General features: G+C 68.5%; 10 protein-coding genes. 6 read left to right on the forward strand and 4 right to left on the reverse strand.

Annotated features, from left to right (window positions below; translation table 11 throughout):
• Positions 1–9: 9 nt before the first annotated feature.
• Positions 10–558: an STAS domain-containing protein gene (locus ACGFIK_RS05730; protein WP_327025316.1), complete on the reverse strand. Its 549-nt coding sequence runs from the start codon at positions 556–558 to the stop codon at positions 10–12.
• Between the two features lie 288 nt (positions 559–846).
• On the opposite strand from ACGFIK_RS05730, the gene ACGFIK_RS05735 reads away from it, so the two are divergent.
• The 3 genes from ACGFIK_RS05735 to ACGFIK_RS05745 all read left to right on the forward strand — a co-directional run bounded on the left by ACGFIK_RS05735 (position 847) and on the right by ACGFIK_RS05745 (position 4303).
• A complete protein-coding gene (locus tag ACGFIK_RS05735) occupies positions 847–1017 on the forward strand; it encodes a hypothetical protein (protein WP_327025315.1) in 171 nt (56 codons plus the stop codon).
• Between the two features lie 137 nt (positions 1018–1154).
• Entirely contained in the window at positions 1155–2519 is a 1365-nt protein-coding gene (locus tag ACGFIK_RS05740) for a PHB depolymerase family esterase (protein WP_327025314.1), read from the forward strand.
• A 176-nt stretch (positions 2520–2695) separates the two neighbouring features.
• A complete protein-coding gene (locus ACGFIK_RS05745) occupies positions 2696–4303 on the forward strand; it encodes an RICIN domain-containing protein (RefSeq protein ID WP_327025313.1) in 1608 nt (535 codons plus the stop codon).
• A 69-nt stretch (positions 4304–4372) separates the two neighbouring features.
• Here ACGFIK_RS05745 and ACGFIK_RS05750 read toward each other — a convergent pair whose 3' ends face one another.
• The 3 genes from ACGFIK_RS05750 to ACGFIK_RS05760 form a co-directional block, all read right to left on the reverse strand.
• Positions 4373–5824 (reverse strand): endo-1,4-beta-xylanase, encoded by a 1452-nt coding sequence (locus ACGFIK_RS05750; protein ID WP_393337887.1) that lies wholly within the window; start codon positions 5822–5824, stop codon positions 4373–4375.
• A gap of 322 nt (positions 5825–6146) precedes the next feature.
• A complete protein-coding gene (locus tag ACGFIK_RS05755; protein ID WP_393337889.1) occupies positions 6147–7187 on the reverse strand; it encodes an acetylxylan esterase in 1041 nt (346 codons plus the stop codon).
• An 18-nt stretch (positions 7188–7205) separates the two neighbouring features.
• Positions 7206–8237 carry a LacI family DNA-binding transcriptional regulator gene (locus ACGFIK_RS05760; RefSeq protein ID WP_327025310.1) on the reverse strand — a complete coding sequence of 344 codons (1032 nt, stop codon included), beginning with the start codon at positions 8235–8237 and terminating at the stop codon, positions 7206–7208.
• Between the two features lie 331 nt (positions 8238–8568).
• Between ACGFIK_RS05760 and ACGFIK_RS05765 the strand changes: the two genes are divergently transcribed.
• The 3 genes from ACGFIK_RS05765 to ACGFIK_RS05775 are packed head-to-tail and all read left to right on the forward strand — an operon-like array spanning position 8569 to position 12148.
• Complete coding sequence (locus tag ACGFIK_RS05765; RefSeq protein WP_393337892.1) at positions 8569–9528, forward strand: ABC transporter permease; 960 nt, start codon at positions 8569–8571, stop codon at positions 9526–9528.
• Positions 9525–10463 carry a carbohydrate ABC transporter permease gene (locus ACGFIK_RS05770; protein ID WP_327025308.1) on the forward strand — a complete coding sequence of 313 codons (939 nt, stop codon included), beginning with the start codon at positions 9525–9527 and terminating at the stop codon, positions 10461–10463. Before ACGFIK_RS05765 ends, ACGFIK_RS05770 begins: the two co-directional genes overlap by 4 nt.
• A 44-nt stretch (positions 10464–10507) precedes the next feature.
• Entirely contained in the window at positions 10508–12148 is a 1641-nt protein-coding gene (locus tag ACGFIK_RS05775; RefSeq protein ID WP_393337894.1) for an extracellular solute-binding protein, read from the forward strand.
• Positions 12149–12269 lie beyond the last annotated feature (121 nt).

The following is a 12269-nucleotide window of genomic DNA, read 5'->3' on the forward strand; positions in this document are numbered from 1 at the left end:
CCGGGGGTGTCAGGGGGTGGTGGTCAGGTGGGCCAGGGCGGCGGGGCGGCTGTCCGCTACGGCCAGTACCTTGTCCACGCCGGTGACCTGGAGGACCTGGCGGATCAGCGGTGAGGTGACCGCGACGCAGAACCGCGCGCCCCGTTCGACGGCGTCGTGGTGGGCGCGGACCAGCATGCCCAGGGCGGTGGAGTCGATCAGATCGGTTCGGACGAGGTCCACAAGTACGTGACCACCCATGTCTGCCGCGTGCTGCAGTGCCATCCGCAGGGTGTCGCCGGTGTCCAGGTCGACGTCACCGGCGACGGTCACCACCGTCACCCCACCGAGATGCTCGATGCCGAGGATGCCGCCGGACAGGGCGTCAGAGGCCGGGCCGAGCCGGATGCAGTGGGCGCACCGGTGGGGGCCGTCGGGCAGCGGCGATCCGCCCCAGCCGTGCTCGGACAGCAGGGTCCAGAGCATCTCCCCGTCGGCGGGCGGACGCGCGCCGACGACGGTGTCCCCGCAGTTGTCACAGGTCAGGGTGACCAGTTGGGCAGCCAGGACGACGGCCATACCGGGCTCCTTCCCACGTCGTAATGATCGACCACCCACCCTGCACCGGTCAGGTGGCGAGCAACGCGCGGACATATGACGGTTGGGTGACGAATCCCGGTCTGCGGGCACCCGGGGTCGGACAGCTCACATCGCCGGCCGCGTGGGCGCTGACCTGCGGCGATACCGCAAGGTAGATCACCTGATGGCGTACCCCCGAACGGGTGGTGGTTGCTCCGGCGGTGGCAGCCGCCGGCGGGCACCCGCATAGCGTCGGTGGGACGTGACCCCGAGGTGAGGAGTAGGCCGGTGACCGAGCCGGAGGAGGACCAGGAGAAGACCCGCAAGACCGATCGGGTGCTCTTCTCCCCGGACGGCGATCCGCACCACACCCTGGCGGAGGCGCCACAGCCCGACGAGCATCCGGCGGTGCGGTACGACCACGACGGCGAGTCCGAGGTGGTCGACGACGAACGGTGAGCAGCATGGCGCGGCTTGTCACCGCACACCCCCACGACTGATAATCATCAATGTTCCTGAGCCGGACGAGACGAGGCACCGGGCAGCCTCGATCGGAACATCCCCCTGTTCGCATCCGTCCGGAGGACATTCTGCCCATGAAGAAGGCGATCAAACTCGGCTCGGCCGCGCTCGCGGCCATCATCCTGACAGCGCTGGCCGCACTGTCGATCCCGAGTCCGGCGTCGGCGGCCAGCCTGACCGAGGTGACCAACTTCGGTGCCAACCCCAGCAACCTGCGCATGTACCTCTACGTACCGGACCGGGTAGCGCCGCGACCGGGAATTCTGGTCGCGATGCACTACTGCACCGGCACCGGACCGGCCCTGCACTCGGGCACCCGGTTCGCCGCCCTGGCCGACCAGCACGGCTACATCGTCATCTATCCGTCGGTGACCCGCAGCAGCCAGTGCTTCGACGTCTACTCGCCGCAGGCACTGCGTCGGGGCGGCGGCAGTGACCCGGTGGGCATCATGTCGATGGTCGACCACGTCCGGGCCCGCTACCCGGTCGACCCGGGCCGGATCTTCGCCACCGGCGTGTCGTCCGGGGCGATGATGACGAACGTGATGCTCGGGCTCTACCCGGACGTCTTCGCCGCCGGGGCCGCCTTCGCGGGGGTTCCGTTCGGCTGTTTCGCCACCACCAACGGCTCGGAGTGGAACAGCGAGTGCGCCAACGGGCAGATCAGCCGCACCCCTGCGCAGTGGGGTGACCTGGTACGCAATGCATACCCGGGCTACAGCGGCAACCGTCCGCGGATGCAGATCTGGCACGGCACCAACGACGACATCCTGCGATACCCGAACTTCGGCGAGCAGATCAAGCAGTGGACCAACGTGCAAGGGCGGACCCAGACCCCCGTCTACACCGACAGCCCGCAGGCCGGCTACACCCGCACCCGCTACGGCTCCACCGGCGACCAGGCGCCGGTGGAGGCGATCAGCATGCAGGGCGTATCGCACAACCTGCCGGTCGACGCCGCGCAGGCGATCCGCTTCTTCGGCCTCAACAACCCGTCCCCGTCGCCGTCGGTGACGCCTGATCCGACTCCGAGCCCGATCCCGACCCCGACTCCCACTCCGACCCCCACCCCGCCCCCGCCGCCGTCGCCGACGACGTCGCCGACCCTGCCGCCGGGGCCGGGCTGCCAGGTCCACTACGAGGTCAACGCCTGGAACACTGGGCTGACCACCTCGGTGACCATCACCAACACCGGCAGTACGGCCATCAACGGCTGGACCCTGGCGTTCACCCTGCCCGCCGGGCAGACCATCACCAACGGCTGGAACGCGACGTACTCGCCGGCCTCCGGAGCGGTGACCGCCCGTAACGTCTCCTACAACGGCACCATCGCGCCGAAGACCTCGACGACGATCGGGTTCCAGGCCAACCACACCGGCGACGCCGGCAAGCCGGGCGTCTTCACGCTCAACGGCGGCTCCTGCTACTTCTCAGGCTGATCCCGGTAAGGCCGGCACCCCACGGGGGCACGACGTGGGGTGCCGGCACGGGAACCGCACCGGCACCTCGTACACGCTGCGGGTCGGGACCGATTCGCGCCGTCCAGGAAAGCGCTTACCCTGACAGGTGCCTCGCCCTCTTCACCACCACCCGTCCGTCCGGAAAGGAAGCTCACATGCCGTCCAGAACGACAACACCCCGGCGTACGCCCCGATGGCTGGTCGCCGCCGGCACGGTGCTGCTGGTCGCCGCCGGTACGGCCATCGCGGCGCCGAGCCCCGCGCAGGCCGCAACGGTCGACCCGAACGCCACCTACGTCTTCGTCAACCGGCACAGCGGCAAGGCGATGGACGTGTGGAACTGGTCCACCGCCGACCAGGCCCCGATCAACCAGTTCACCCGCAACGACGCCGCCGTGCAGCAGTGGCGCTTCGTCGACGCCGGCAACGGTTACTACCAGATCCGGTCGGTGCACAGCGGAAAGGTCCTTGAGCTGCCCAACGCCAACGACGGCGTACAGCTGGTGCAGAACTCCTCGGCCGGCGGCAACACCCGGCAGCATTTCCGGCTGGCCGACTCCGACGGCGGTCATGTCCGGTTCATCAACCGACACTCCAACAAGGCGCTGGACCTGTGGGGCTGGTCCACCGCCGACGGGGCGATGATCTCGCAGTACCAGGACGTCAACGGCGCCAACCAGCAGTGGCGGCTGATCACCCTGGGCAGCGGCAGTGGCTGCGGCAGTGGCAGCTTCCAGGCCGAGGCGGTGCTGAACGGTGGCACCTGGACGGCCCGCAACGGCGGCACGACGGTCTACACCGGCGGCGACATGCGGGAGGCCGTGCAGGCCGCGATCAACAGCCTCAGCTCCGGGCGGACCAGCAAGCAGCGGGTCGTGGTACGCGGCTCCGGCTCGATCAGCGCGGGCTCCCGGATCTCCCTGCCCAGCTACACCACGATCGACGTGTGCGGCACGATCAATGTGACCGGCTCCGGCAGCGGCGACCAGGCACCGATCTACTCGCGCGGCACCACCCAGGTCGAGGTGCAGAACCTCAGCGTCACCGGCACCCCGCTGTACGGCATCTTCATGCGCAACGTCACCAACGTGATCCTCGGTCAGATCGACATGCGGCTGTCCAGCGGGCTCGGGATCCGCATCGACAACCGGGGCGACACCAGCCAGTGGAGCCGCAACATCCGCATCGACAACGTGTACGTCTCCGGTGCCCGTGCGCACGCCGTGGAGACCTACGGTGTCGACGGGCTGACCATCGGCACGGTGACCGCCCGCAATGTCGGGGAGTCCGGGCTGCTGCTCAACCAGACCATCAACGCCACCGTGAACACGGTCGACGCGGAGAACGCCGGCGCCGGCACCGGGTACGCGGCCTTCCGGATCGCCAACCGGGCCGGCCGGATCGGCTCCAGCTACCCGATCAACATCCGGGTGGACACCGTACGGGCGCGCGGCGGCGGCCGGGGCATCTTCTGTGTCTCGGAGTCCGGCGGCCTGGCGGTCAACCGGGTGGACATCGCCAACACCGGCAACAACGCCATCCTCATCGAGAACTGCTACGGGGTGGACATCGCCGCGGGTGGGGGCACCATCAGCGGTGGTGGTGAGGTGCGGCTGGCCGCGCGCAGCGAGTTCCCCGGCAACCGGGACATCACCCTGCGCAACTTCGCCCTGGTCAACAGCCGGATCCTGGAGAGCCCCTGCACGGCCAACCTGGTGATCAGCAATGTGGGGCTGAACAACTCGACGATCAACCGCTGCTGAGCGTCCGGACGCGTTAAAAGGGGCCCCTTCCTATGCACGAGGCGTTAGGAAGGGGCCCCTCCTTTCAGATCAGCCTGCGTTGCAGGTGGGGGTGCCGGAGGGGGCGGAGCCCGTGCCCTGGAACCCGAACTCGGTAGTGGTGCCCGGTGCCACGTTGGCGTTGTAGCCGACGTTGCGGAAGGTCACGGCGCCACTGTTGCCACTCGCCTGGGTGTTCCACGAGTTGGTGACCGAGGTGCCACCCGGGAGGTTCATGTTCACCGCCCAGCCGTTGAGACCGCTGGAGCCGGCTGTCACCCGCACATGGGCGACGAATCCACCGTTCCAGGTGTCCAGCGTGAAGGACGCGGTGCAGGCACCGGACGGCGGCGGGGTGGTGGGTGGCGGCGTCGTGGGCGGCGGGGTGGTCGGCGGCGGGGTGGTGGGCGGAGGCGTCGTGGGCGGCGGAGTGGTCGGCGGCGGGGTGGTGCCACCGGCGTTCAGCGCCTCCAGCGTCGAGTTGTACGCCTGCTTCTTGTTGCCGTTGTTGTCGAACAGTAGCGGGGTGCCGTAGGAACGCCAGGAGTCGCTGTCCCGGATGCCCCACACGGTGATGCCGTTGCAGCGCGGCACCGCGAGGCAGTCCTGGACCACCCGGCGGTAGGTGTCGGCCTGCTGGCTGCCGGAGCCTTCGATGTCCAGCTCGGTGATCTGCACGTCCACCCCGAGGGCGGCGAAGCTGGACAGGGTGGTGCGGTAGTTGCTGTTGTACGCCGACTGGGCGTTGAAGTGCGACTGGAACCCTACGCAGTCGATCGGCACGCCGCGCTGCTTGAAGTCGCGCACCATGTTGTAGACCGCCTGGGTCTTGGCCCAGGTCCAGTTGTCGGTGTTGTAGTCGTTGTAGCACAGCTTCGCGCCCGGGTCGGCGGCCCGTGCGGCCCGGAAGGCCGCCTCGATCCAGTCGCCACCGGTGCGCTGGAGGTTGGAGTTACGGCGCGCGCCGCTGTTGCCGTCGTCGAACGCCTCGTTCACCACGTCCCAGGAGTCGATCTTGCCGCGGTAGTAGGTCGCGACCTGGGTGACGTGGTTGAGCATGGCCGAGCGCAGGGCCTGCCCTTCCATCCGCTCCATCCAGGCGGGCTGCTGGGAGTGCCAGGCCAGGGTGTGACCCCGGACCTTCCAGCCCCGGGACAGGGCGTGGTTGACGATCCGGTCCGCGGTGCCGTAGGTGAAGACCCCCTGCTGCGGCTCCAGGGCGTTGATCTTCATCTCGTTCTCGGCCGTGACCGAGTTGAACTCGCGGTTCAGGATGCCGGTGTAGACGCTGTCGTTGAGCTTGTGTGCTGCGATCGCGGCCCCGAAGTACCGGCCGCTCTCCGCAGCGGCAGCGCCCAGAGTGGTCGCCGCGCTGGCGCTGGAGGCCGTCACCACCACGGTGGTAGCGGCGAGGGAGAGACCGACCACGGCCGAGATCAGCGCGGAGCGCGATCGCAGTCTGGTCGCGGGACGCCCGCTGGCGCGGGCGAACGCGTTGTTCATGGCGTGAGCCTTTCGACGAAGCCGTGCTGATGGGAAGCCGGCTCCGACTACCGCCCAACACGATGACCCTTCCGTCACCTGCGCGGTCGCCCGGATGCCGCGCAGGCCGGTGCACTTCGGCCGGCCCTCGTGAGTAGATCGGAGCTGTTCTATCGAAAACAGTATCGAAACACGTCCGCAAGCTCAATGTGCCCGACTGTCTTCTCGGGATCGACGTGACCCGGCCGCACCGACCCCTGGTCGGCAGTAAACCACAGCGGACAGCTGATTGACCCGGACCGATGACCACCGAAAGTTTCGGTCCCCGCTGATCGGCGACCGGTCAGCCTGCGCCGACCGGCTGCGTCGACCGGGCCGGCCCGGCGGGCTGCGTCGGGTCGCCGAGCAGCTCGGCCAGCCAACGTAGCTGCCGGCGCAGGTGCACCGCCTCCCCGTGCTCGTGGCCGTTGAACGGGTAGACGTGGATGCTGCGCGCCGGCACCGGCCCGCCGTTGGCGACACCGTACTGGTGGTAGGCGGCGAACACCGTGCTCGGCGGACAGACCCGGTCTCGCAGCCCCAGACCCAGGTGCACCGGGGCGGTGGCCCGTCGTACCAGACCAGCAGCATCCACATAGGACAGGGTGTGGCGTACGGCCGCCTCGGCCTCCCGGTGCACGGCGAGGTAGGTGCCGATCTCACCGTACGGACTGGCGTCGGTGATCTCGATGGCCCGCTGGAGGTGGCAGAGGAAGGGTGCGGTGGCCAGGACGGCGGCCAGCCCCGGTGCCAGCCCGGCGACCGCCAGGGCCAACCCACCGCCCTGACTGTTGCCGGCCACGACCACCCGAGCGGGGTCCACCCCGGGCAGGGCCCGGGCCGCCTGGACGGCGCGTACCGCGTCCGTGATGAGTCGGCGGTAGTAGTAGCCCTGCGGGGACAGGATGCCCCGGGTCACCGGGGAAGGCCCGCCCGGCGCCTTGCCGTGGGGGTCGGCCGTGTCCCCCACCCCGTACTGGCCGGACTGGCCCCGGGCGTCCATCAGCAGGTGTGCGTAACCGGCTACCGGCCAGGTCAGCCGCTCGTGCGGGGTGCCTCGGCCACGCCCGTAGCCGACGTACTCGATCACCACCGGCAGTGGCTCCGGCACCCCGGCCGGACGGGTGTACCAGGCCCGGACCGGGTCACCGGCGAAACCGGCGAAGGTCACGTCCCAGGTGTCGAGCAGCCGCAGGTCGGTCGGCTCCGGGCGTACCTCCACCAGCACCGGCACCGACTCCGCCGCCTGGAGGGTGGTACGCCAGAAGTCGTCGAGATCCGCCGGTTCGGTGATGGTGGGGGCGTACCGGCGCAGTTGGTCCAGGGGCAGGTCGAACAGAGACATCCGTCCTCGCAGCTGTGGTCAGGGTCGCGGTGGCGGGGCGGTGCTCTCCCGAATCACCAGCTCGGCCACCAGATCGATGCGGCTGGTGGGCAGGGCCACCCCGTGCGCCAGGTCGAGCAGCATCTGGGTGGCCGTGCCGGCCATGTCCCGCAGGGGTTGGTTGACCGTGGTCAAGGGCGGGCCGGACCAGGCGGAGACCGGCAGGTTGTCGTAGCCGACCACGGAGACGTCGCCGGGCACGTCCAGACCGAGCTGCCGGGCCGCCCGCAGGACCCCCAGCGCCTGGAGGTCGGAGCCGGCGAAGACCGCGGTCGGCCGGTCCGGGCGGCTGAGCAGCTCGATGCCGTGGGTGTATCCGGCGTCCAGGTGGAAGGTCCCGGAACGCACCAGGTCGGGATCGACCGGTACGCCGAGTTCCTCGTGGGCGCAGCGGTAGCCGGCCGTGCGGGCGCGGGCGCAGAGCACGTCCCGCGGACCGGAGATGATCGCGATCCGGCGATGCCCCAGATCCAGCAGGTGGCGGGTGGCCAGCAGGCCACCGTTCCAGTTGTTGGACCCCACGGTCGGCCCGGAGGCCGCGCTGGCGCTGTCGGTGTCGACCACCACGACCGGAATGGCCTGTCGGCGCAGCTGCCGGCGCTGCTGGTCGGTCAGATTGCACATCACCAGCAGCACCCCCAGGGGACGCCGGGCGAGCATCGCGTCGAACCAGGGCTGCGGCGGTCGGTGGGCGCCGTCCAGTTGCGAGAGCACCACGTTCACCCGGCCCGCCGTGGTGATCGCCTCGACCCCCCGGATGATCTCCATCGCCCAGTCGGAGCCGAACTCGTGGAACACCAGGTCGATCTGGCCGTCGCCGACGGCCCGCCGGGTCCGGCGGCGGTAGCGGTGCCGTTCCAGGCTCGCCTCCACCCGGGCCCGGGTGGCCGCCGCCACATCCGAGCGGCCGTTGAGGACCTTGGACACCGTCGCCGAGGAGACGCCAACCTCCTGGGCGATGGTCGCGAGTGTCGTGGCGCCGAGCGCCGCCGACGAGCGGTTCTCAGTCATCGGCCCCTCTACCACCGGCCCCGAGAATTTCGGAGAACCCACCATGTCCCAACCGATCACCGAGGACAACGATCGATGGATTGCGCGACGGCCAAGGACCGCAGGCAATCGCTTACCCGCACCACAGTGCCAGTGCGGTAGGCGGATTTCCAGCCCTTGACATCGATTTATCGACACACTTAGGTTCCCGACACAGACTACGAGCGGGTTTCCGAAATTTTCGACTGTGGCGGCGCCGTACAGCGGCAGGGCGAGCCGTCGGGACAACCCCGGACGCGACCGGAGGGCGCGCAATGAGAGCTCAGCTACCCGTCGACGATCGACCGCGGCGATGAGCAGCCCGGCCTCGGCGGCGCCGCCGTCGACCGGGCTGCCCCGCGCGGCCCGGCGGCGGACCTGGCGGCGGGCGCTGCGGCGGGACTGGCAGTTGTACTCCCTGGCCATCCTGCCGCTGCTGTTCTTCCTGGTCTTCCGGTACCTGCCGATGCTCGGCAACGTCATCGCCTTCCGCCGGTTCCAGCCCGGCGGCAGCCTGTTCGGCGAGTACTGGGTGGGCCTGCGCTACTTCAAGATGTTCCTGAACGACCCGACCTTCTGGAACGTCTTCACCAACACCCTGGCGTTGGGCGCGCTGACCCTGCTGTTCTGCTTCCCGCTGCCGATCGTGCTGGCCCTGCTGCTCAACGAGGTACGCGCCCGCCGGCTCAAGCGGTTCGTGCAGTCGGTGTCGTACCTGCCGCACTTCCTGTCCATCGTGATCGTGGCGGCCATGGTCATGCAGTTGCTGTCCATGGACGGCACGATCAACCAGCTGGTCCGGGCGGGCGGCGGGGAGGCGATCCCCTTCCTGCAACGCCCGGAGTGGTTCCGCACCATCTACGTCTCCTCCGAGGTCTGGCAGACCGTCGGCTGGGGCACCATCCTCTACCTGGCCGCGCTGACCACCATCGACGACGACCTGTACGAGGCGGCCCGCATCGACGGGGCCAACCGCTGGCGGCAGACCTGGCATGTCACCCTGCCGGGGATCCGGCCGACCATGGTGACCCTGCTGATCCTCAACATCGGCACCTTCATGGCGGTCGGGTTCGAGAAGATCCTGCTGCTGTACAACCCGCTGACCTATCCGACCGCCGACGTCATCTCCACATACCTGTTCCGGGTCGGCTTCACCTCCAGCAACTTCAGCTACGCCGCCGCGATCGGGCTGTTCGAGGCGGTGATCGGGCTGATCCTGGTGCTGTCGGCGAACCTGATCGCCCGCCGTACGGTGGGGACGAGCCTGTGGTGACCGTCGAGGCCGCCAAGCCGGCCACCGCACCCGCGCCCGAACCCGGGCGACGGCGGCGCGGGATTCAGCAGAGCCGTGGCTACCGGGTGTTCCAGGTGGTCAACGCGATCATCCTGACCGCCGTGGTGGTGGTGACGCTGTACCCGTTCGTCAACATCGTGGCCCGGTCGATGAGCCATGAGGCGTACATCATCGCCGGGCAGGTGAACCTGGTGCCGCGCGGGTTCACCCTGGAGACGTACGAGTTGGTGCTGTCGGACTCGATGTTCTGGACCAACTACCGCAACACGGTGTTCTACACGGTCACCGCCACCCTGATCTCGATCGTGATGACCACCTGTTACGCGTACGTGTTGTCCAAGAAGCACCTCAAGGGACGCAGTGCCCTGATCGGCATCGCGGTGTTCACGATGTTCTTCACCGGCGGGCTGATCCCCAACTACGTGCTGGTCACCAGCCTGGGGTTGAAGAACAGCGTCTGGGCCATCGCCCTGCCCAACGCGATCAACGTGTTCAACCTGCTGGTGATGAAGGCCTTCTTCGAGAGCCTGCCGAACGACCTGGAGGAGGCCGCCGCGGTCGACGGGCTCAACACGTACGGCATCCTGTGGCGGATCGTGCTGCCGCTGTCGAAGGCCATCGTCGCCACCATGGTGCTGTTCTACGCGGTGGCCTTCTGGAACTCCTGGTTCGCGGCCTTCCTCTACCTGGACCGGCAGGAGTTGTGGCCGGTCACCATCTACCTGCGCAACCTGATCGCCGGGGCCACCGGCGCGGAGAACATCGGCGCCATCTCCGAGGCCAACGAGGTGCAGGCCGAGGCGACCCTCAAGGCCGTGACGATCGTGCTCACCACCCTGCCCATCCTGCTGGTCTATCCCTTCGTCCAGCGGTATTTCGTCCGCGGCATCATGCTCGGCGCGGTGAAGGGCTGAGCAGCCGACCCACCCTCGCACCATCACCTGCGAAAGGACCCGCCATGTTCCGCAGATCGTGGCGTCACGCGGCAGCAGCCACCGTCGCGTTACTCGCCCTAGCCAGCGTCACCGCCTGTGGCGACGATCCCACCGACTCGGAGAACCTGTCGGAGAACCGGGTCGGCGCGATGGAGAACTACGCCGCCGGTACGCAGTTCAAGGCCACCGAGGCGCTCTCCTTCTCCGTCCTCTACAACAACCACCCGAACTACCCGCTGAAGAACGACTGGCTGTTCTGGAAGGAGCTGACCGCCCGGACCAATGTCACCCTGGAACCGGTCGCCGTGCCGTTGAGCGACTACAACCAGAAGCGCAGCCTGCTCATCGGGGCCGGTGACGCACCGCTGCTCATTCCTAAGACGTACCCGCCGGACGTGCACGCCTACGTCTCCTCGGGGGCGATCCTGCCGGTCAGCGACTACCTCGATCTGATGCCCAACCTCAAGGACAAGATCGAGAAGTGGAACCTGAACCCGGAGCTGGACACCCTGCGCCAGGCCGACGGGAAGTTCTACCTGCTGCCCGGGGTGCACGAGAAGCCCTGGCACGACTACTCGTTGGCGGTCCGCACCGACATCCTCGAAGAGCTGAACCTGGAGATCCCGAAGACCTGGGACGACGTCTACACCGTGCTCAAGGCGATGAAGGCGAAGTACCCGGACACCTACCCGTTCTCCGACCGGTTCAGCCAGCCCAACCCGGCCGGCAACCTGCTGAACCTGCTGGCCGTGTCGCACGGCCTGGAGGGCGCGGGCTGGAACTTCCAGCACGTGAGCTGGAACGCCGGCGCGCAGAAGTTCGAGTACACCGCCGCCACCGAGCACTACCGGCATCTGTTGGAGTACCTCAACAAGCTGGTCGCCGAAAAGCTGCTGGACCCGGAGAGCTTCACCCAGACCGACGACAGCGCCCGGCAGAAGCTGGCCAACGGCAAATCCTTCGTGATCAGCGCCAACGCCCAGTCCGTGGTCAACGACTACCGGCCGGACCTGGCGGCCACCAACCCGAAGGCGAAGATCGCGAAGATCCCGCTGCCGGTCGGCCCGGCCGGGGAGATCAACCCGTCCAGCCGGCTGGAGAACGGCATGATGATCTCCTCGAAGGCCCGGGAGAGCAAGAACTTCGTGGCCATGATGCAGTTCGTCGACTGGCTCTGGTACTCCGACGAGGGCCAGATGTTCGCCCGGTGGGGGGTCGAGGGCACCACCTACGTCAAGGACGCCGCCGGCAAGGCGAGCCTGGCCAAGGAGGTCGACATGATCGGCCTCAACCCGGGGGCCCCCAAGCACCTGCAGAAGGACTTCGGCTTCGCCAACGGAGTGTTCGCCTACGGCGGCCGGCCCGAGCTGGTGCAGGCCTTCTTCTCCGCCGAGGAGCAGGAGTTCCAGAAGGTGATGAACGCCCGTACCCCGAAGTCACCGCCGCCGCCGTACCCGCTGACCGACGAGGAGCGGGAGCAGGTGTCGCTCTGGGAGACCCCGCTCAAGGACCACGTCTACCAGGCCACGTTGCAGTTCGCCCTGGGGCAGCGTGACCTGGCCCAGTGGGACACCTACGTCAACGAGCTGAAGAGCAAGAACATGGACGCCTACCTGGACACGGTCAACAAGGCGTACGAGCGCTACCGCGACCGGGGCAACTGAGGTGGGGGCCGGTCCGGCGTTCGCCGGACCCGCCCCCCCCCCCAGCGGGGGGTGTGGAACCGATGCCGCCCAACCGCGCCGGTCCCCCCCGCGGGCGGGTACCTGCGGGGGGGGGCGCGGG

Source organism: Micromonospora sp. NPDC048871 (assembly GCF_043198155.1).
Classification (GTDB): domain Bacteria; phylum Actinomycetota; class Actinomycetes; order Mycobacteriales; family Micromonosporaceae; genus Micromonospora.